Consider the following 20145-nt stretch of genomic DNA (forward strand, 5'->3'; position numbering starts at 1 on the left):
GAGGAAACGACCATGACCAAGTTGCGAGTACTGCTTGCCTGCACCGCGCTGACGCTCGGCGCCTCCGCGATGCCGGCCTCGGCCGATTCAATCCCGGGCCTGCGCGGCCACGATCACACCGGCATCACCGTTCCGGATGTGAAAGCGGCAACGGACTTCTTTACCGATGTGATCGGCTGCAAGCATGCGATGTCGTTCGGCCCGTTCAGGGATGACAAGGGCACGTTCATGCAGGATGTCGTCAACGTCAATCCGCGCGCCGTGATCGAACAGATCAGCATGGTCCGCTGCGGCTACGGCTCCAACATCGAGTTGTTCCAGTACACCTCGCCCGATCAGTCCAAGGCCGAGCCGAAGAACAGCGACTACGGCGGGCACCACATCGCGCTCTATGTGGACGACATCGACAAGGCGGCGGAGTATTTGCGCTCGAAGGGCATCACGACGATGAAGGGTCCGATTCCGGTGAAGGAAGGTCCCGCGGCCGGCCAGTCGATTCTCTATTTCCTGACGCCCTGGGGATTGCAGATGGAGCTCATCAGTTATCCGAAGGGCATGGCCTACGAGAAGGACGCCAAGACGGTGCTGTGGTCGACGACCGAGCCCGCGAAGTAGCTCCGCAGAACCTCGCGCAAAAAAAGAGTGCGATGGCGAGGGGGCCATCGCACTTAGAGGGGTACTCTTTACAGGGAGGATTCGGCGTCGCGGATTACTGGGCCGCGACGTGGTGGTGGTGCTTGCGCACGCGGGCGTAGGTAGCGCGGACCCTGGGCTGCTGAAGTTCAGCCACGCTGGCCTCGGCATTGAAAACCTGAGGCGTATCCAGCCGGCGTAGCGCGTCCGGGACGCCTTGGGCGGCCGCCGGGGCGGCGAACGCCAGCGCGACGAAAGCGGTGGCGCCGAAAACGAGACTCAGGGCTCGGGTGTTCTGAAAAGATTTCAACATGGTGCATCTCTCTCGGTTAAAGCGTCATCCGAGTGGGCGTTCGGTATTTAAATACTAACACTCCGAATTGAAGGTGACTGGTCAGCTTGTATTCGGAGCGAGGCAATAACCCAAACCCACCTCAGTTACGCAGTGGAATGAATATGACCGGTCAGCTTAAAATGTCAACGGGATTAAGATCACGTTCACTTTAACAGCGCCTTGAAGGCGACGTTGAGGAAGTCGTCGATCGGCTCGCGGCTCTGCGTGATTTTCAGCCGTACCGTTGCGCCTTCCCAGGCATTGACCAGGAAGCGCGCCATTTGCCCCGCATCGTGACGGGGATCGACCTCGCCTTTGGCCTGCGCCTCGCGCAAGACCTGCTCGACGCCACCGCACCAGGTCTCGAAGATGGACCGCAGCTCCTCGCGCATCCTCGGATAGTCCGTGCTCATCTCGGCCGCGAAAAGTCCGAGCATGCAGCCGCGCGTGAAACCCAGCGAAATAAGGCGATCGGACAAATAGCCGAAATGATTCTTCAGGCGTGTCAGCGGCGAGACGCTCTCGTCGAACAGCATGTCCGAGCACGCATTCTCATCGAGATAGCGCCGCAAGGCGTCGATCGCGAGGTCTTCCTTGTTCTCGAAGTGATTGAAGAACGAGCCCTTGGGAACGCCGGCCGCCTCGGTAATGTCCTGGATCGAGCAACCCCTGAAACCATGGGTGTGCAGCGTATCCACCGCGCTGCTGGCGAGCTTTTCGCGCAGGCTGGGTCTGGCCATATCAGGCTCCCGACGGATGTTCTGGTCCGCGAAGGATGAGAAATCCTTCTTCAGACCATGACAAATATGCGACCAAACGACTTATTTCAACGCCAAATGCATAAAATCTGACCAGTCAGATTGAAATTGGGCCGTTTACCTACCATAGCACCGTTCACGAGGAGCTTAATTTCGTGAAGCGGAACAGATGCGGGTCAGCGATGGAGTATCATCGCCGACCCGGGATCAAATCCGACCCTCACATCACCGTGTTTGGTATTCGGCGGAGATATCCTTGCCGGTGTAGTCCGTCATCAGCGCGGTCGCGATCAACGTGATCACGGCGCAGGCTGCGACGTAGATCGCAATCGCGGTCGCCGAATGATAGGTGGCATAGAGCCAGGCGGCGATCAGCGGCGCCGGGCCGCCGGCGATGATCGAGGCAAGTTGGTAGCCGAGCGATGAGCCGCTGTAGCGCAGCCGCCCGGTGAAGCTTTCGGCGATCAGTGCCGCTTGCGGCCCGTACATCATGTCATGCGGGATCAGCGAAAGAATGATCGCGAAAAGGATGATCGGCTCCGAGCCGGTTTTCAGCATGGCGAAGTAGATGAAGGCGAAGATGCCGGTGACCACCGCCCCGATCATGTACATGTTCTTGCGGCCGATGCGGTCGGAGACATAGCCGAACACCGGAATGGAGACGAACGACACCACGGAGGCCGCCAGCACCGAGGTGAGCAGGAAGTCGCGGGTGAGGTGCAACGTGCCGATGCCGTAAGAGAAGACAAAAGCGGTGTAGATGTAGAACGGCGCCTGCTCGGCCATCCGCGCGAAGGCCGACAGCAGGATTTGTTTCGGATACTCCTTGATCACGGCGAGCATCGGCGCGCGCTCGACCTTTCGCTCGGCAAGCAATTTCGTGAAGATCGGCGTCTCGAGAATGCCAAGGCGGATGTAGAGGCCGAGGCCGACCAGCACGATGCTGAGCGCAAAGGGAATCCGCCAGCCCCAGGAGATGAACTGCGCGCCGGACATGCCGCTGAAAGCGAGCACAGCAAGATTGGCCAGGAACAATCCGCAGGGGACGCCGAATTGCGGCCACGATGCGACGAGGCCGCGCGAATGATTGGTGCGCGCCCATTCCATCGACATCAGCACCGAGCCGCCCCACTCCCCGCCGACGCCGACGCCCTGGATGAACCGCAGTACCGTTAGGATCACCGCGCCCCAGACGCCGATTTTTGCATAGCCCGGCACCAGCGCGACCGCGAAGGTCGCGAGCCCCATGCAAAGCAGCGTTGCGATCAGCGTCGATTTGCGGCCGATGCGGTCGCCGTAATAACCGAAAATCGCGGCGCCCACCGGTCGAGCGACGAAGCCGACGGCATAGATGGCGAAAGCTTCAAGCGTGCCGACCCAGGGGTCGGAGTGCGGAAAGAACAGCTTGGCGAAAACGAGCCCGGTCACGGTCGAGTAGAGGAAGAAATCGTACCACTCGATCGCGGTGCCGATGGTCGAGGCGATCACCGCGCGTCGAAGCTGGGTCTGATGTTCGTCGGGGCTGAGGGTTGGGCCGCTGAGTGGGATAACGTTGTTGGCGTCGAGCGCTGACATGGCAATGCCTCCGGCTAGTGGTCCGATTCCAACATTCGCATTCCCTCGAAGCCGGCACCTTTGCCAATGTCAGAATCAAAGGACCACTAGGAAAATTTAGGTTTCGAGTGGAGTTCAGGATTTGGCATTCGCCTGGCGAGTTCGCGGCTATGTGGGCGCGAATGTCAAATCCACTGCACTCGTCCCGCGGCGGCTCCGCATGCACAGGATCGGAAACAGAATTCGCCAGCGGGCGTTTGTTGGGAAACGCCCGCGTCGCGGCGAAGGTTCCGTTGCAACGAGCCATCGCCGCCTAGACTTTTGGCGGAAGGCCGAACCTTCGCTGCTTGCGAACCGTTTCGCTGCGGGAAAGAGCAGGCTTCAGGGAATTTTTCCGCCGGAACGATCAAGCGTGGGCCGGCGCGATCAGGACGCTCAGGCGCGAGATTTCTCGGGGCCGCCAAGCACCTTCTTGAAGAACGCGGCCCCGTCGTTGACGGCGTCGCGTCCTTTCCACGCCAGGTGGGTCAGGCGGCCTGACAGGGAATTGTAGCTGCGCAGGCTTCGAGATCCCAGGACGTGACCGACATTGTCGGGAAAGCGCTTGACCTCGCATTCCACAAGCTCGGTGATCGACGCCATCAGTGCATCGATTCTCTGCCCCCAGTCGGATTCCGCCAGTTGGTCGATCCGGACCCTCAGCGCATATTCGGTGTCGTAAAGGTCGATCAGAATTTCCTTGGCGACGAGGATACGCTCATGCTTGAGCGCGATGCGCAGCATGGTGCGCCTGTCTTCCATCCGGTCGAGCACCATCGAGACGGCGGCCGCATAGGGCGTGGCGGCGACGTCGGCCGCTTTCTTGGATGACGCGGCCTTGGTGGCGAGGCGGATCAGCTGCCATTGAATCTTGAGGCGGCGCGACACCAGCATCAGCGCGAACGGAAGCTGTTCGGGGTGAGTCTTGGCGAATGCGGCCAGGAGCGTCGCGACCTTGGCAACTTCGGCGTTGTCGAAGCGGGCGAGCTTGGCCGGCAACGCTTCGTTCAATTTTGTGAGCTCCTCACGCGCGCGCAGCGCACTCAGCATCTTGGTCAGGTCGTCGAAGGCTGCCGGCGAGGTGGTGTAGGTTGCGAGCCTTGCCCGAATCTGGTCGGCGCTCTCCGGGGAACCGAGCACGCCCTCCATGCTTTTGAGGACCTTGACCTGAAACGTCGCGGCGGCCTGACGGGCCTCCCGCTGTTTATCGACCGCGATCAGGTCATTGAGGTTCTTGGTGTAGTCGCGCGCCATGGTCGGCAGGAGATCGCGGCTGATCCACTCCCAGATCGCCGAAAGCGAACCGCGCTGGATTCCGCCGGTCGTCGCGTGCTGGGGCGCGCCATCGACCAGCAACGGCTCCAGCGGTGTGAAGAAATAGCGGGTGGGCGGATTATTGCGCTTTTGGCTCTGCCCTCCGCCGCGAAACTCGGCGCGCAATGTCTCGATGACTTCGCCCGCCCCGGGGATTTCGTCCCCCGAGAGCTCCAACCGCTCCAGTTCGTCAAGCAGATTGCTACGCGTCGGCGGCGTCAATCGCTGCAAGAACTCTCTGAGGCTGGTCTGAATCATCGCAGACGGTTACGATTGTTAAGGGAAACCCTTGCAGGCCATGGCCCGCACAAGAAGCAATCAAAGCAGGCCGCCGTAAATTAAGTCGTAAAAAAAGCGGTAAGACGTTGCTGTTCCCCGCAAAGTACTGATTCACATTCTGGTTAGCCGCCGATAGCGCTGCCCCAATCCGGACATGTCGCTCAAAATGCGACAGTATTTTCCATCCTGTTTCGCGCTGCGAGCGATTAGGAGAAACTTAACCCTTCACAGCGATCGGCGACCTGCTGGGCGGCGGAGCATCGCATCGCCCGGTAGCGGCGGCCACAATGGCTGAAGAGAACAAAGTTCTGGATCGCGTCACCGGCCGCGGCTATGATGTTTGCATCATGGGCATCGATGGAACCTGGCGTCGCGACTGCATGCTGCACGCGATCTCCGACACGGACGCCCTGCTAACCATCGAGGGTTCCATCCAGGGTCTCAATCTCAAGGAGTTCTTTCTGCTGCTGTCGTCGACGGGCCTTGCCTATCGCCGCTGCGAACTCGTCCGCGTCAATGGAACCGACATGGATATCCAGTTCCTGAAGACCAAGGGCCGCAAGAAGAAGTCCAACAACGATGTGAACTAGCTCTTTCAAGGGCCGCGCGGCCCAACCGCCACATCATCCGCGAGACGTGCAGCGGAAAAAAGATCGAACGGTTGCGGCTCGTGGAACAAAGTCCGAAAAGAAACGAGCCTCTGGCCTAAAGTTTTGCGGCTTCGCGCTAGTGCCCACTTTCCGAAGTCCGTGTTACATCTCAGCACGACCTTTCACGGACTTCGGAAAGCTATGGGCTACTCACAAACTTATTGATGCTAGTGCCGCTTTTCTATTTGAAGTTCCTGGACAGAATTCGCCGCTTGTGGTGCAGGAACTTCAAATAGGCGGCACTAGACCAAATCACGCTGCTACTTGTGCGTTAAGTCGTCGTCCCGTAGAACTACGGGAGCAGGCGATTTGCGAACTGCGTTGCAAATCGGTGCCGTTTTTCTGCCGTTCAAGGGACGATGTCACATGAACGAAAAGCCGTCCTCTCGCGGTGAGATTTTCGTCGTCGACGATGATGCTGCCGTCCGCGAAACCCTCTCGATCGTCCTTTCCGCCGGAGGCTACAAGGTCATCTGCTTTGCAGATGGCGCCGCACTGCTGTCGGTCGCGCGAAATCGCACTCCTGCCGCTATTCTTCTCGATGTGCATATTCCCGGTAGATCCGGGCTGGATATCCTGAAGGAATTGCGCGGCGAGGACTACCCCGCGCCGATCTTCATCATCTCCGGACAGGGCGATATTGCGATGGCGGTGAGCGCGATCAAGAATGGGGCGCTGGATTTTATCGAGAAGCCGTTCCGCGGCAACGAGATCGTGATGCGGTTGAACGAGGCGATCGAAGCCTATACTCGCCGTCAGGCCGGTCGCGCCGCCTCGGATATCGGAGCGGTAAATTTGCCCGGCCGCGAGCCGCTGACGCGCCGCGAGCGCGAAGTGCTGGAGCAATTCACCTCCGGCGCCTCCAACAAGGAAGCCGGGCGGCATTTGGGAATCAGCCCGAGAACGATCGAAGACCATCGCGCCAACATCATGAAAAAGCTGGGGGCGCGAAATGCCGCCGACCTCGTTCGGATCGTGATGACCGCCTCGCGCGCGTCCTGACGAGCTTCGCCCCGTCGCTCTGGTTTGGAAATCGGGCACGGGAAAAATCGCGGCTTCGAGACCAGCGGGCCTTGCTCGCCATGGATCGCCTGTGACATGACTCGATTAAGGGTCACGGGGTGTCGCATGGCTGAAAGCAAGAAAAATCCGGATACGCTGCGCAGCGCGCGCTGGTTTGCGCCCGACGATCTGCGCGCCTTCGGCCACCGCTCGCGCGCGATGCAGATGGGCTATGCGCCAGAGGAATGGAAGGGCCGGCCGGTCATCGCGATCCTCAATACCTGGTCGGACGCGCAGCCCTGCCACATGCACTTCAAGAGCCGTGTCGACGACGTCAAGCGCGGCATTCTGATGGCCGGCGGCTTCCCGATGGAATTGCCGGCGCTGTCATTGTCGGAATCTTTCCTGAAGCCGACCACCATGCTCTATCGCAATCTGCTGGCGATGGATGCGGAGGAATTGCTGCGCGGCCATCCCGTCGACGGCGTGGTGCTGATGGGCGGTTGCGACAAGACCACCCCGGCGCTCCTGCTCGGTGCGACCAGCATGAACATCCCGGCAATCTATCTGCCCGCCGGTCCGATGCTGCGTGGCAACTGGAAGGGCAAGACGCTGGGCTCGGGGTCGGACGCCTGGAAGTATTGGGACGAGCGGCGGGCCGGAAAAATTTCCGACAAGGACTGGATCGACGTCGAGGCCGGCATCGCCCGCAGCTATGGTACCTGCATGACCATGGGCACCGCCTCGACCATGACGGCGATCGCGGAATCGATCGGCATGACGCTGCCCGGCGCCTCTTCGATTCCGGCGGCCGATGCGGGCCATATCCGCATGGCGTCGGAATGCGGACGGCGCATCGTCGAGATGGTCTGGGAAGATCTGACGCCACGCAAGATCCAGAGCCGAAAAGCCTTCGAGAATGCAATCACGGTCGCGATGGCGATGGGCTGCTCGACCAACGCGATCATCCATCTGATCGCGCAGGCGCGCCGCGCTGGCCAAGACATCAGCCTCGACGATTTCGAAAAGGCGAGCCGCAAGGTGCCGGTCATCGCCAACGTTCGGCCGAGTGGCGACAAATACCTGATGGAAGATTTTTATTATGCCGGCGGGCTGCCCGGCCTGATGAGCCGGGTCAAGCCACATCTGCATCTTGATTGTCTGACGGTCACCGGCAAAACGCTTGGCGAGAATATCGAGCGTGCGGAAGTCTATAATGACGATGTCATCCGCAACCTCGACAACCCGATCTATGCGGAAGGCGCGCTCGCCGTACTGAGAGGCAATCTCGCGCCCGATGGCTGCGTGATCAAGCCTTCCGCCTGCGATCCGCGCTTCCTCAAGCATACCGGCACGGCCCTGGTGTTCGACGACTATCCGTCGATGAAGAAGGCGGTCGACGATCCTGATCTCGATGTCACGGCGGATCATGTTTTGATCCTGCGTAATGCGGGCCCGCAAGGCGGTCCGGGAATGCCGGAATGGGGCATGCTGCCGATCCCGACCAAGCTCGTGAAGCAGGGCGTGCGCGACATGGTGCGGCTGTCGGATGCGCGCATGAGCGGCACCAGCTACGGCGCCTGCATCCTGCACGTCTCGCCGGAATCCTATATCGGCGGGCCACTGGCGCTGGTGATGACCGGCGACAAGATCACGCTCGACGTTGCCGCGCGCACCATCAATCTCGATGTGTCCGAGGCGGAGTTGAACAAGCGCCGCGCCGTGTGGAAGCAGCCGGAGACGCGGTTCGAACGCGGCTATGGCTGGATGTTCACCAGGCACATCAAGCAGGCCAACGAAGGCTGCGACTTCGATTTTCTTGAAACCAGCTTTGGCAAGCCGGTCGGCGAGCCCTCGATTTTCTAGTTCGTCGTTCCGGGGCGCGAAGCGAACCCGGAACCTCGAGATTCCGGGTTCGATGCTGACGCATCGCCCCGGAATGACAGCAGGGGTTAGATCATGCCAAAACTCTCCGACGCCACCCGCAACAAACTCAGGACCGTTTCGACCGCGACGGTGGCGACCGCGCTCTTCAAGCGCGGTTTTCGCATCCAGATGATCCAGGACGTGCACCCGCTCAGCGCCGATCAGCCAGTGCTGGTCGGCGAGGCCTTCACGCTGCGCTACATGCCGGCGCGCGAAGACCTCAACAAGATCGAGGTGTTTCGCGATCGCGCCCATCCGCAGCGCAAGGCGGTGGAAGAATGTCCGGCCGGCAGCGTGCTGGTGATGGACAGCCGCAAGGAAGCGCGGGCCGCATCGGCCGGCGCCATTCTCGTGGCGCGGCTGATGAAGCGCGGCGTCGCCGGCGCGATCACCGACGGCGGTTTTCGCGATTCTGCCGAAATCGCCAAGCTCGGTTTTCCGACTTACCATCACCGTCCGAGCGCGCCGACCAATCTGACGCTGCATCAGGCGATCGAGATCAATGTGCCGATCGGCTGCGGCGACGCGCCGGTGTTTCCCGGCGACGTCATTCTTGGCGATAGCGACGGCGTGATCGTGATCCCCGCGCATCTCGCCGACGAGATCGCCACTGAGGCGGTCGAGATGACCGCGTTCGAGGACTTCGTCACCGAGCAGGTGCAAAACGGCAAGTCGATTGTCGGGCTCTATCCCGCCACCGACGAGAAGACGCTGGTCGATTTCGCCGCGTGGCGGAAGGAGAAGGGGCGGTAGTTCTTACGTCGCGCACGTCGGGGCCTCATGGTTCGAGACGCCGCGAAGAACGCGGCTCCTCACCATGAAGATACGGAACTGTTTGGTTTCGGCCTCATCCCGAGGAGGCGCGTAGCGCCGTCTCGAGGGATGCGCCGCGTCCGGGACACGAGAGACTTAGCTCTCCGCCAGTCCCACCGCCCACAGCGCGAAAGCATAGGCGATCGCGACTTCGTCGAGCCGGTTGAAGCGGCCGGAAGCGCCGCCATGACCCGCGCCCATGTTGGTGCGCAACAGCACCGGGCCGCCGCCGGTCATGGTCGCGCGCAACTTCGCAACCCATTTCGCCGGCTCCCAATAGGTGACGCGCGGATCGGTGAGGCCGCCCATGGCCAGAATCGCCGGATACTCCTTCGCCTCGACATTGTCGTAAGGCGAATAGGACAGGATGGTCTTGAAGTCGGTCGCGCTCTCGGTCGGGTTGCCCCATTCCGGCCATTCCGGCGGCGTCAGCGGCAGCGACAGATCGAGCATGGTATTGAGCACATCGACGAAGGGCACTTCGGCGACGAGACCAGCAAATAATTCGCCGGCCCGATTGGCCACCGCGCCCATCAGCATGCCGCCGGCCGACCCGCCATGGCCAACGATGCGCTTCGCCGATGTGTAGTTGTCCGCGATCAATGTGCGGGCGCTGGCGGCGAAGTCGTCAAAGCTGTTGTTTTTCTTGGCGCGCTTGCCGTCGAGATACCAGCCCCAGCCTTTGTCGGCGCCGCCGCGGATATGCGCAATGGCATAGACGAAGCCGCGATCGACCAGCGACAGGCGGTTGGCGGAAAACGACGCCGGCATCGCCATGCCGTAGGAGCCGTAGCCGTAGAGCAACAATGGCGCGCTACCGTCGCGCTTGAGATCGCGACGATGCAGGATCGAGACCGGCACCTCGGCGCCGTCATGGGATTTCGCCATGATGCGGGTCGTCACATAGTCGGCCGGGTTGTGGCCGGACGGAATCTCCTGACGCTTGCGTAAGGTGCGCGTCCGCTTCGCCATGTCGTAGTCGTAGATTTCGGACGGCGTCGTCATCGACGAGTAGGAGAAGCGCAGGTTCGTCGTCTCGAATTCGTAAGAGCCCATGGTGTCGAGCGAGTAGGCGGCCTCGTCGAACGCGATGGCGTGTTCCTCGCTGCTATCGAGATCGCGGATGACGATAGCGGGCAGCGCATTGGCGCGCTCCAGCCGCACCATATGGCCGGCGAATAGTTCGACATCGAGGACATAGATGCCTTCGCGGTAGTGAATCAGGTCGCGCCAGTTTTTCCGCTCCGGCGAGGCGATCGGCGCGGTGGCGATCTTGAAGTCGATGGCGCCGTCGGCGTTGGTCAGAATGAAAAGCTGGTCGCCGCGGTCGTTGACCGAGTACTGCAGGCCTTCCTCGCGGGCGGTCACCAGTCGTGGCGTTGCTTTCGGGTCGGCAAGATCGATCAGGCGCTGTTCGGATGTTTCGTGATCGCCACCGGCGATCACGCAGTAGCGGCCGCTGGAGCTTTCGTGGATATTGGTGAACCAGCCGGAATCATGTTCCTCATGGACCAGCAGATCGTCGGCCTGCCTTGTTCCCAAGCGATGACGCCAGACCTGCATCGGCCGGTGGTTGTCGTCGAGCTTGACGTAGAAGAAGGCGCTCGAGTCGCTGTTCCACACCACCGAGCCTTCGGTTTCCTCGACGACGTCGTCGAGATCCTTCTTGCCCGCCCAGTCGCGGACCCGGATCGAAAAATACTCAGACCCCTTGGTGTCCGCGCTCCAGGCCTGAAGCCGGTGATCGGGCGAATGCCGCGCCCCGCCGAACCTGAAATAATCGTGGGCTGCCGCGAGTTCATCGCCATCGAGTATGATCTCGGCCTCGCCGCCGTCACGCAGGGTGCGTCCGAATAACTCGTGTTGCCCGCCCTCGCGGAACTTGCGCAGATAGGCATAAGCGCCGTCGGGCGAGGGCACGCTGGAGTCATCTTCCTTGATGCGCCCGCGCATTTCCTTGACCAGCAGCTTCTGCAAAGCGCCGGTATGACCGAGCAGGCTCTCGGTATAGGCGTTCTCCGCTTCGAGATATTTGCGGATATCCGCGTTCAGGATGGACGGATCGCGCAGCACCTCCTGCCAGTTCCCGTCCTTCAGCCACGCATAGTCGTCGACGATCGTGATGCCGTGGGTCGTAAGGGAATGCGGGCGGCGCGGCGCGATCGGCGGCGTCAACGGGCTCTTTTTATCCATCCTGGTTCTCACTTCAAATGCGGGGTTACCGAACATATCGGGTTTGGGAAAGCGGATTGCCAGAGATCAGGTTTCACGGCCAGAGGCTGCCCCGTTGAACACGGGCCAGCAGTGCCGCCACACCGAGGCCTGTTGGCCGGAATATTTAATTTCGCAGCCGGGCGCCGGCGTTGCCGCCCAGCATCGGAATCCGGTTGACGGCAAGCACCACGGCAAAGGTGATGAGCAGCATCGCGATGCCGAGCACGGAAATGGCGGCGAGATCGCCGCTTTCGTTGAGGTCGTAGATCAACACGCTGATCACCTTGGTCTGCGAGGTGAACAGCACGATCGCGGCCGAGAGTTCGCGCATCACGCCGATGAAGATGAAGCACCAGGTCGCGATCACGCCGGTGCGCAGCAGCGGTGCCGTGATCTGGCGCAGCGATTGCAGCCGGCTGGCACCGAGGATTCGGCTTGCTTCCTCAAGCTCGGGGTGAACCGTCGCGAACGCGGCCTGCAGTTGCTGATAGGCCGACGGCAGGTTGATGGTCAAAAACGCGATCAGGAGGATCCAGAGCGAGCCATAGAGCACGAAAGGCGGCCGCGTGTAACTCAGGAACAGGCCGACGCCGAGCACGATTCCGGGAACTGCAACCGGCGCGGTGGCGAGAAAGCCGAGGATACGATGGCCTGATATCACCTTTCGCGTGGTGACGTAGGCGACGACCAGCGCGAGCAGGGTGCCCAGCGTCGCCGTCGAGGTGCCGAGGATCACCGTGTTCTTCAGCGCGAGTTGGGTTGACGACAGCTCGGTAAAAACGAACACGACGTTGTGCAGCGTGAAGGTTGACGGCGTGACCAGCGTCGTTGCGTTGGGCGAGAACGCCGCGTTGAACAGCGCGAAATAGGGCAGGAACACCGGGTTGAGCAGCATCAGGAGGCAGAAGGCCAGCGCTGCCCAGCGCCACTTCTTCATTTCGACCCGGCGCGGCGCGCCGTATTTGCCGCCGAGCACCGAGAAGCCGCGCCTTCCCAGCAGAAATTTCTGTCCTTGCAACAGAAGGATGGTCAGCACCAGGAGCGGCACGGCGGCTGCGGCCGCGAGTTCGAGTTTGGGCGGATACTGGAACAGGCTCCAGATCTTGGTCGTCATGACGTGGAAGCCGGCCGGCAGCGCCAGGATGGCGGGCGAGCCGAACAGGGTCAGGGCCTGAAGAAAGGCGATCAGCGCGCCGGCAACAATCGACGGCATCGCCAAGGGAATCGTGATGCGCCGCGCGGTGGTCCAGGTCCGCCCGCCGAGGATGGCGGAGGCATCTTCGAGTTCGCCAGGCATGTTGTCGAGCGCGTTCGCGATCAGCACGAACACGAAGGGAAACGTATAGCAGGAGATGACGAAGATAATGCCGGTCAGCGTGTAGATGTCGAACAGGTGTTCGTCCGACTGGGCGCCCGTGACAAAGCGAAACAGCTGATTGAGCAAGCCGCTGTTCGGAGCGGCCAATAATTCCCAGGCGATGGCGCCGAGAAACGGTGGCGTCACGAACGAAGCGGTGACGAGCGCGCGGATGATCTGCCGGCCTGGCATGTCGGTGCGCGAGACCAGCCATCCCATGGGTGCTGCGATCAGGCAGCAGATGATGGCCGAGCTGACCGCGATGATCGCGGTCGTCAGCAGCGGATCAAGAAAATCGGGATCGGTGAACAGCGTGACGAAATTCTGCAACGTCAGGTGGCCGCCCTTGTCGGTGACGCTGTAGATCAAGAGCCACGACATCGGCAGCACGATCATGACGATCATGAAGGCTGCAAACAGCCAAAGGACCGGTTTGGTCCAGTCGATCTTGGCTGCGGGGGTGACGATGCTTTGCTGAATAATGGTCACTTGCCGATTGATCCGTTTCTTTGAAAGTCGTCATTCCGGGGCGCGAGTGAAACGAGCGAACCCGGAATCTCGAGATTCCGGGTCTGGTCCTTCGGACCATCCCGGAATGACGCAAAAATCAATTTAGGATGCGGCATATCTACACCCTAAACAGCCGCGCATAGCGCGTCTTGATTTCGTCCGTCATCTTCTCGACGCCGGCCGTATCTTCCTTCATCAGCTTGATGTCGGAAATCCTGCGACGGCCCGCTTTCGGCGTCACCTGCGGATGGGCTGAATATTGCGCGGTATAGTCGGTGAAGAATTGCGAAGAATTGCTGCGTCTCGCGCGTATGCAGCCATGCCTGGAACAGCCGCTCGGCATTGGGATGTGGTGCACTGGCGAAGATCGCGGTGGGACCCGAAATGGTCGGCGTGCCATCGGCCGGATAGACCGGCTGGCCTGCTTCCTTCACGAGTACGACATTATATTCGTTGCCGTCGGCCATGATCGCGCGCTCGCCCAGCGCGTCATGCAGGTTCAGTCGTTGACCGTTTCGTCGCGTCATCGCGTCCGTGCCTATCGGCTCAACGCGCGGCAGCGCTCCGGCGGGAGCGTCAGCCATACTTCTGTTCCGGGGGAAATCGCGGTTTGCGGCGGGGTGACCGCGCGCAAGCTGGTGCCGTCCGGCGTTTCGAGCACGTAGTCGCGGTTGGCGCCGAGAAACACCTGCCGTGTCACGGTCGCTTTCACGGTGTTGTCGGCTGATGCCGGCGCAGTGGTCGAAAGCTGGATATCGTGCTGGCGAATGGCGACGGCGGCGTCCTGATCGGCCGAGAGCTTCGCGCCCACCACGCGCAACGTCGCGCCGGAAAACGCGATGTGGTTCTCGTCGCGGGCGACGCCCTTGATGACGTTGCTGGAGCCGATGAAGCGCGCGACGAATTCCGATTGCGGCCGGTCGTAGATGTCTTCCGGCGTGCCGAGCTGATCGATCTTGCCGCCGTTCATGACGGCGATGAGATCGGCCGTCGTCATCGCCTCCGACTGATCATGGGTGACGTAAACCGTCGTATAGCGATATTGGTCGTGCAGCCTGCGGATTTCAAAGCGCATCTCCTCGCGCAGATTGGCGTCGAGGTTGGAAAGCGGCTCGTCGAGCAGCAGGGTTTCGGGCTCGACCACCAGCGCCCGCGCCAGCGCGACGCGTTGCTGCTGGCCGCCCGACAACTCGCCGGGATAGCGTTCGGCGAGAATTTCGAGCTTGGTCGTTTGCAGGATCAGCTTGAGCTTCTTGGCGATGGTGTCGCGATCCATCTTCCGCAAGCGAAGCCCGTAGACGATGTTCCCGGCAACCGTCATATGCGGCCACAGCGCGTAGCTCTGGAAGATCATCGACATCTTGCGCTGCTCGGGTGGCAGCGTGCGCGCGGCCGACGAGACCAGGCGATCGCCGACGTGGATTTCGCCGGATGTCGGTTCGAGAAAGCCCGCGATCAGCCGCAATGTCGTCGTTTTGCCGCAGCCCGAGGGGCCGAGAAGGCAGACCAGTTGCCCGTGATCGATCCGCAAGCCGACGTTATCAACGACCGTCACCGATCCAAATCGCTTGGTGAGGTCACGCAATTCAACCGACGCCAATCGCTCCACTCCCTGTTCGTTCTTTTGCGCATTCCGCCGCGATCAGTGCCTCCGGGTGGCAAGCTGATGGTGACGGTGACGGGAATATGCCGGCTGCTTATTTATCGCCAGATTAATATAAGCACGAATGCGGGGCGGCCGGGAAGCCGCCTTCAGGCGATTGTCAAATCCGATGTCAGGCCGGAACGTTGTCGCCGAGCCAGCCGATGGCGGCCTCGACGCCGCCTTTGCCGTGGGGAATGCCGAGCGCCTGCAGCGCGACTTCGACCACGCCAAGCACGCCTAGGATCATCGGCGCGTTGACGTGGCCCATATGGGCGATCCGGAACGCCTGGCCGGTCAATTCGCCGATGCCCACCCCCAGCACCACGCCGCATTTTTCCTTGCAGTAGCGCTGAAGCGCGGCCGGGTCGTGGCTATCGGCCATCAACACCGTCGTGACCGTGTTGGCGCGCTCGCTGGCCTCAGTGATATTGAAGCCGAGCACCTGACCCTCGGCCCAGGTCGCGACCGCCGCGCGCACCGCTTCTGCCAGCAGGCGATGGCGCAGGAAGATGTTGTCGAGGCCTTCGGCGTTGATCATGTCGAGAGCCTGGCGAAGCGCGAACAACAGATGGATCGGCGCGGTGCCGCCATATTTGCGGTAGTGCTCGGTGCCCTCGCGCTCGGTCCAGTCCCAGTAGGGCGTGCGCAGGTTCGCGCGTCTGTGCGCTGCCTGCGCGCGATCGTTGACCGCGCAAAAGGACAGGCCGGGCGGCGTCATCAGGCCCTTCTGCGAGCCGGACATCGTGACATCGATACCCCAGGCGTCCATCTCGAACGGCATGCAGCCAAGCGATGCCACGGTGTCGACCAGATACAAAGCAGGGTGACCGGTCGATTTGATCGCCTTGCCGATCGCCTCGATGTCGTTGCAGACGGCCGAGGCGGTATCGACCTGAACCGCCAGGATCGCCTTGATCTTGTGGTCCTTGTCCTGGCGCAGACGCTCCTCGACATCAGCCACGCGAATGGCGCGGCGCCAATCGCCCTTGAGCACTTCGACATCGACGCCCATCGCGCTCGCCGCGTTGCCCCAGTTGATGGCGAACCGGCCGCTTTCCAGCACCAGGATCTTGTCACCGCGCGACAGCACGTTGCTGAGCACGGCTTCCCACGCGCCATGGCCGTTGGCGATGTAGATGTAGGATTTGCCCTTGGTGGCGAACAGATTCGAAAGGTCGCGCAACAGTCCGTCGGACAGTTGCACCATCTCCTCGGAATAGATGTCGAGCGCAGGGCGATGCATCGCCCGCAACACCTCGTCGGGCATGGTGGTGGGTCCGGGGATCGCCAGGAATTCCCGGCCCGCGCGAACGGCCATTTTCGTGATTCCTCCGAAAGGTTCGACTGCGAAAGGGATGCAGGGGAATGGCGGGAAATTCAAGCCGGATTGGGATGATATTCGGGTGAGGCTGTCATGCGCCGACACCTATTTCGTCAGCGCGTCGGCAACCGCGTGCCAGATCTGGTCCTTCAACTCGGTCGCCGGCGGGCTCGGGATCACATCGACCGGCGCTGTTCTTTTTTGGCACGCCGTAACCAGCCGCAAGATCCACACTTCGCCGTCGGTGAAATAGGAATCGCCGCCGCCGTTCCGCCCGGTGAGCGTCACGCCCACGCCGGTCACCTGGTATTTGGCGTCGACCATCTGCGCCGCCTCGAGGTCGGAGGCGAGCAGGCTACGCTCGGCATCGATATCGGCAGAGATGTGGTGGGTGATCGCCCCGGTATAATGGCTGATGCCGACGCCGCGATCGAAGGTGGCGGCGCCAAGCCAGACCGGACGTTTTTCCTGGCCCTGATCCAGCACCTTCCAGAACCGCACATGATGGCGGCGATCGGCGCTGGCGCCGAACGGCTTTTCGAACGCGAAATCCTCGTGCCGGCCGAGATAAAACAATGGACTGACCGGCGCCTGGCGGTAGGGGCGGTCGAGCAGCACGCTGCCGGCGATCTCGATGGACGATCGCGCGGTCACGGGGTCGGCCGGTAGCCAGCCTGCTGCCTGCATCGCGCAGAGCACATCGCGCTTGTCGCCGATCAGGCCGACATTGATGGGATCGCCGGGAATGCCTTGCGCGGTGCGCGTCACCATCGGCAGATCGGCAAGGCCGCGTTGATGCTCGTAGTGACTCCACAACGCGGGCAACGCCAGATAGGCGAGCACCGTGTAGGCCAATACGGCGCAGAGCGCGCCGAGCAGAAACTGCTCGAGCCGCCCGTGCGGATGGCGAGACGGCAAGATGACAAAGAAGAACGTCACCGCGTTTCCGTTTCGAATGTTCGAGCCAGACGTGTTCTGTTAGCGCCGGGTCTCGCGGCAGCCTGCGGCTTCGGCCTCCTCGACCGAGCAGAACCAGCGCGTGCCCTTGCTGATTTTCATCTCGATGCGGGCGTACCATCGGCTGGTCGGTTTGTGATAGATGCACTCGCCAGCGCGGTTGACATTGCCCTTGATGGTGCAATCCGGCGAAGGTGCGATCGGCCCTGACGCCGACGCGAGCAGGATCGCGTGCGCGCTTTCCGGCGGCTTCGTCGCTCCCAGGATGGTGGTCTTCTTGTTGCGGACCAGCCAGTCCCACGGCGCGATGAACGCGCCCTGCCACATGCCGGCCTTGGCTTCGCGCGCGGCCTTCTCATCGGCGTCGTAATCATGCGAGATCCGTGCGAGCGCCCATCCGCTTCGCACCAGCCATTTCTGGATGTCCTCGCCGTCGACTTCGCATCGCGCCATGACCCGGCCACGGCGATCGTGCGCCTGGCCGGGATGGCAGGTCCAGGTCTTGCTGTCGGTATGTTTGATGAGTGCGTCACGGGCCGCGACGCCGCAGGTCCAGCGCTCGCCCTTGCTGTTGAGACAGAGTTGATCGACCGACGGCGCGTCGATGCCGCTGAGCCGAATGCGGGTGGTGCCGATCATGACCGTGTCGCCCTCGCGGACCTTGGCGGTGCCGGTAATGTCGGCGGCCCCGGCCGCGACCGGCAGGCACAATAGCGTCATCGCGAGCATGAATTTCTGGCGCATGTGAAATGAGACCCGTTCAAATAGGAAATCACGATCGCGCTGGATTGTGATGCGGATTTGGCGGCAGCGCCAGTAGAATCCCGCCGCGCCGAATATGTTGAAGTCAGCGTACTCTGCGCTAGCCGTTCACCTTCGTGAGCGCCTTGTGCGCCAGTGACAGGCCCATCAGCACAAAGGCTGACGTGGCTTCCGGACCTCCGACGAGAATGCGCGTCGGCGTCTTCATCTTGTTCCACTCATAGGCCTTGAACGGACCGCGCCGGCCGCCTTCGCCAAGGTGACGCACGATGCAGTGCAAGGCTGGCGCAAGGTGAGAGGCCTCGGCGCCGAGATGCCCCATTGCGATCAGCGCCAGCGCTGCGTCAAACGCGTTCATCTCATGGGCGATCAGGTCGTCGCACACATAGGCCAGCACGCGAGCGCGAATGAAACTGAGCGCGCCGTCGGGATCGATCACCTGGCGCGCGTCGGCGGGCAGCGCCATGAAGGCGGCGTAACAACGGCCGAAATAGGCGCAGTAAAGTTCGGGCAAATAATAGATGTGCGAACGCGGCTCAGTGAAGGCGCCGCTGGCTGCGAGATTTTTCTGGAACTTGACGATGCCGCGCAGGAAATCGAGCCGCTGCGGCGTTTCCAGAATTTTCCAGCGCGCGAGGTTGCGAAAGCTCACCTCGAGGACGTCGAGATTGAGCGTCGGATCGAGGTCGTTGCCGTAGGGGCGGTCGCCGTTGATGTTGTCGATCCAGGTGACGATCGCGCCGTCATAGTCGATGTGGTCGTTGATCGCGACCGTGACCCTGGGTGCGTTGGCGCCTGGCTTGACCTGATAGCCGGCATAGAAATCGGGAAGCGGCTGATCGAGCATCGGATCGCTGGAGCCGGCCTGCAAGGCGGCGGAGAACGAACAGGCCGTGGTGTCGCAGTCCGGCACGTAGAGGCCGAAGCCGAGCGTCTGCTTGATCTGCGCGAAGAAGCGCGAAAATTGCGGATGCGGGTGCGGCGCGATCGCGGTGACGACATCGAAGGCCCGGCCGTCGACGCCGGTGACCCGCTCGCGGCTCGCCCCGAGGCAAAAATCGGCCATGGCCGATATGGCGCGCCGCGCCGCGGCGCTCTCTTCATGCGAGGCAAGCCCGCTCTCGGCAAAGCTCAGGAGTGCTTCGATGTAGAACGCATCGTAATAGGCCGAGCGATGGCGGATCTGCACCGGCTGCCACATCGGCTCGGCGATGCCTTTCCAGGGCGGGTTGATCAGCTCGCGCGCCGGCGAACGCGCGATGAAGATGCGCGCCAGATTGAACAACAGCGTCGAGTTCTTGTAGCCGCGCGCATCGAGCCCGGTCAGTGCGGTCACGAAGTCGCGGCCGCGCATGTCGGGATCGCCGATCAGGTTGAAAGCCGCATAAGCAGGGATGAAGCCGCACCTCCGGTATGATCGCAGCAGATGCGCGCCGCAGGTGCGGATCGCGTGCTCGATCTCGAAAAGCCTTGGCGGCGCGGCGTTCGATGATGGAGCGGAGGGCGGCCGGGGATGGTGCAGTTCGATCGTATCGAGCAGGTCCGCGACCGGCCGGCCGATCGCGGCCCAGTCCGGCCGCTCGTCGTCACGCGCCCGGATCAACGCCTGGCGCACCGCGTCCAGGCGCGATGCGTCGTTCAATTCGGTTAAGCCGCTGCGGCGGAGCAACGGCCGCAAGGCCGGGTTGGCAAGCGCGGTGCGGTAGAATTTGGCGAGATGCGGATCGCCGCCGGCGCCGCCCCGCAGGATCGGATCGCAGACGTCATAGAGCGACGGGCCGTCTTTTCGGGCCGTCAGCGCGCGGCAGGCGGCCCCGGCCATTTCATGAAACGCCATGGATTTTCTTTCTCGAACAGCCGACGCCCGCGCGCTCCGCCAGTTCCCCCGCAAAATGCTCATTTGCGGAAGGCATCTGCAAGCGCATCGAGAACTCGCACGAAAGCTGCAGCAATTTCAAGGAAATGAGAGCCGGAGCGGATTGGGCGAAAAGCGAGCCATGTTGCGTGATGAGCATCAGGGAACTGGCACCAGCCGGTTCCCGTTAACGGACGAATAAGGTTGCGAGCAGGTTACCTA

Annotated in this window: 18 protein-coding genes; 5 read left to right on the plus strand and 13 right to left on the minus strand. The window is 61.9% G+C overall.

The annotated features are described in order from the left end of the window. Positions 1–69: 69 nt before the first annotated feature. Entirely contained in the window at positions 70–615 is a 546-nt protein-coding gene (locus M6D32_RS20015) for a VOC family protein (RefSeq protein ID WP_298259519.1), read from the plus strand. Between the two features lie 94 nt (positions 616–709). On the opposite strand, the gene M6D32_RS20020 is transcribed toward M6D32_RS20015, so the two are convergent. The 4 genes from M6D32_RS20020 to M6D32_RS20035 all read right to left on the minus strand — a co-directional run bounded on the left by M6D32_RS20020 (position 710) and on the right by M6D32_RS20035 (position 4890). Beyond that, positions 710–946: a hypothetical protein gene (locus M6D32_RS20020; protein ID WP_298259428.1), complete on the minus strand. Its 237-nt coding sequence runs from the start codon at positions 944–946 to the stop codon at positions 710–712. 185 nt (positions 947–1131) lie between these two features. Continuing rightward, a complete protein-coding gene (locus tag M6D32_RS20025; protein WP_298259430.1) occupies positions 1132–1707 on the minus strand; it encodes a TetR/AcrR family transcriptional regulator in 576 nt (191 codons plus the stop codon). A 243-nt stretch (positions 1708–1950) separates the two neighbouring features. Continuing rightward, positions 1951–3300 (minus strand): MFS transporter, encoded by a 1350-nt coding sequence (locus M6D32_RS20030; RefSeq protein WP_298259433.1) that lies wholly within the window; start codon positions 3298–3300, stop codon positions 1951–1953. Positions 3301–3714: 414 nt separating this feature from the next. Continuing rightward, the gene (locus M6D32_RS20035; RefSeq protein WP_298259435.1) at positions 3715–4890 is read right to left on the minus strand and encodes a hypothetical protein; all 1176 of its coding nucleotides are present in this window, start codon (positions 4888–4890) and stop codon (positions 3715–3717) included. 308 nt (positions 4891–5198) lie between these two features. Here M6D32_RS20035 and M6D32_RS20040 point away from each other — a divergent pair, with 308 nt between their 5' ends. From M6D32_RS20040 to M6D32_RS20055, 4 genes are all read left to right on the plus strand, one after another. Next, a complete protein-coding gene (locus tag M6D32_RS20040) occupies positions 5199–5501 on the plus strand; it encodes a PilZ domain-containing protein (RefSeq protein ID WP_298259437.1) in 303 nt (100 codons plus the stop codon). Between the two features lie 426 nt (positions 5502–5927). Further along, positions 5928–6563 (plus strand): response regulator, encoded by a 636-nt coding sequence (locus M6D32_RS20045; RefSeq protein ID WP_298259439.1) that lies wholly within the window; start codon positions 5928–5930, stop codon positions 6561–6563. Positions 6564–6689: 126 nt separating this feature from the next. Next, positions 6690–8429 (plus strand): L-arabinonate dehydratase, encoded by a 1740-nt coding sequence (gene araD / locus M6D32_RS20050; protein ID WP_298259441.1) that lies wholly within the window; start codon positions 6690–6692, stop codon positions 8427–8429. Between the two features lie 93 nt (positions 8430–8522). Further along, the gene (locus tag M6D32_RS20055) at positions 8523–9242 is read left to right on the plus strand and encodes a ribonuclease activity regulator RraA (protein WP_298259443.1); all 720 of its coding nucleotides are present in this window, start codon (positions 8523–8525) and stop codon (positions 9240–9242) included. A gap of 156 nt (positions 9243–9398) precedes the next feature. Here M6D32_RS20055 and M6D32_RS20060 read toward each other — a convergent pair whose 3' ends face one another. From M6D32_RS20060 to M6D32_RS20100, 9 genes are all read right to left on the minus strand, one after another. Beyond that, entirely contained in the window at positions 9399–11495 is a 2097-nt protein-coding gene (locus tag M6D32_RS20060; RefSeq protein ID WP_298259445.1) for a S9 family peptidase, read from the minus strand. 145 nt (positions 11496–11640) lie between these two features. After that, positions 11641–13362 carry an iron ABC transporter permease gene (locus M6D32_RS20065; protein ID WP_298259447.1) on the minus strand — a complete coding sequence of 574 codons (1722 nt, stop codon included), beginning with the start codon at positions 13360–13362 and terminating at the stop codon, positions 11641–11643. A gap of 146 nt (positions 13363–13508) precedes the next feature. Further along, positions 13509–13850, minus strand: coding sequence for a hypothetical protein (locus M6D32_RS20070; RefSeq protein WP_298259449.1), 342 nt, complete (start codon positions 13848–13850; stop codon positions 13509–13511). A 71-nt stretch (positions 13851–13921) separates the two neighbouring features. After that, entirely contained in the window at positions 13922–14983 is a 1062-nt protein-coding gene (locus M6D32_RS20075) for an ABC transporter ATP-binding protein (protein WP_298259451.1), read from the minus strand. Between the two features lie 175 nt (positions 14984–15158). Continuing rightward, positions 15159–16346 carry an aminotransferase class V-fold PLP-dependent enzyme gene (locus M6D32_RS20080; protein ID WP_298259452.1) on the minus strand — a complete coding sequence of 396 codons (1188 nt, stop codon included), beginning with the start codon at positions 16344–16346 and terminating at the stop codon, positions 15159–15161. 108 nt (positions 16347–16454) lie between these two features. Beyond that, positions 16455–17228, minus strand: coding sequence for an LssY C-terminal domain-containing protein (locus M6D32_RS20085; protein WP_298259521.1), 774 nt, complete (start codon positions 17226–17228; stop codon positions 16455–16457). A 99-nt stretch (positions 17229–17327) separates the two neighbouring features. Further along, positions 17328–18050 carry a thermonuclease family protein gene (locus tag M6D32_RS20090; RefSeq protein WP_298259454.1) on the minus strand — a complete coding sequence of 241 codons (723 nt, stop codon included), beginning with the start codon at positions 18048–18050 and terminating at the stop codon, positions 17328–17330. Between the two features lie 118 nt (positions 18051–18168). Further along, positions 18169–19905, minus strand: a complete 1737-nt coding sequence (locus M6D32_RS20095; RefSeq protein WP_298259455.1) for a hypothetical protein — start codon at positions 19903–19905, stop codon at positions 18169–18171. After that, positions 19892–20083, minus strand: coding sequence for a hypothetical protein (locus M6D32_RS20100; protein ID WP_298259457.1), 192 nt, complete (start codon positions 20081–20083; stop codon positions 19892–19894). The genes M6D32_RS20095 and M6D32_RS20100 overlap by 14 nt, the downstream gene beginning before the upstream one ends. Between the last annotated feature and the right edge of the window lie 62 nt (positions 20084–20145).

The organism is Bradyrhizobium sp. (assembly GCF_027307225.1).
Classification (GTDB): Bacteria; Pseudomonadota; Alphaproteobacteria; order Rhizobiales; family Xanthobacteraceae; genus Bradyrhizobium.

What these genes read in the sequence shown, in the direction of transcription:
- M6D32_RS20060 (WP_298259445.1), bottom strand. Translation starts at nt 11,495, where the DNA reads ATGGATAAAAAGAGCCCGTTGACGCCGCCGATCGCGCCGCGCCGCCCG.
- M6D32_RS20020 (WP_298259428.1), bottom strand. Translation starts at nt 946, where the DNA reads ATGTTGAAATCTTTTCAGAACACCCGAGCCCTGAGTCTCGTTTTCGGC.
- M6D32_RS20100 (WP_298259457.1), bottom strand. Translation starts at nt 20,083, where the DNA reads ATGCTCATCACGCAACATGGCTCGCTTTTCGCCCAATCCGCTCCGGCT.
- M6D32_RS20030 (WP_298259433.1), bottom strand. Translation starts at nt 3,300, where the DNA reads ATGTCAGCGCTCGACGCCAACAACGTTATCCCACTCAGCGGCCCAACC.
- M6D32_RS20090 (WP_298259454.1), bottom strand. Translation starts at nt 18,050, where the DNA reads ATGCGCCAGAAATTCATGCTCGCGATGACGCTATTGTGCCTGCCGGTC.
- M6D32_RS20045 (WP_298259439.1), top strand. Translation starts at nt 5,928, where the DNA reads ATGAACGAAAAGCCGTCCTCTCGCGGTGAGATTTTCGTCGTCGACGAT.
- M6D32_RS20095 (WP_298259455.1), bottom strand. Translation starts at nt 19,905, where the DNA reads ATGGCGTTTCATGAAATGGCCGGGGCCGCCTGCCGCGCGCTGACGGCC.
- M6D32_RS20040 (WP_298259437.1), top strand. Translation starts at nt 5,199, where the DNA reads ATGGCTGAAGAGAACAAAGTTCTGGATCGCGTCACCGGCCGCGGCTAT.
- M6D32_RS20035 (WP_298259435.1), bottom strand. Translation starts at nt 4,890, where the DNA reads ATGATTCAGACCAGCCTCAGAGAGTTCTTGCAGCGATTGACGCCGCCG.
- M6D32_RS20070 (WP_298259449.1), bottom strand. Translation starts at nt 13,850, where the DNA reads ATGGCCGACGGCAACGAATATAATGTCGTACTCGTGAAGGAAGCAGGC.
- M6D32_RS20025 (WP_298259430.1), bottom strand. Translation starts at nt 1,707, where the DNA reads ATGGCCAGACCCAGCCTGCGCGAAAAGCTCGCCAGCAGCGCGGTGGAT.
- M6D32_RS20055 (WP_298259443.1), top strand. Translation starts at nt 8,523, where the DNA reads ATGCCAAAACTCTCCGACGCCACCCGCAACAAACTCAGGACCGTTTCG.
- M6D32_RS20080 (WP_298259452.1), bottom strand. Translation starts at nt 16,346, where the DNA reads ATGGCCGTTCGCGCGGGCCGGGAATTCCTGGCGATCCCCGGACCCACC.
- M6D32_RS20015 (WP_298259519.1), top strand. Translation starts at nt 70, where the DNA reads ATGCCGGCCTCGGCCGATTCAATCCCGGGCCTGCGCGGCCACGATCAC.
- araD (WP_298259441.1), top strand. Translation starts at nt 6,690, where the DNA reads ATGGCTGAAAGCAAGAAAAATCCGGATACGCTGCGCAGCGCGCGCTGG.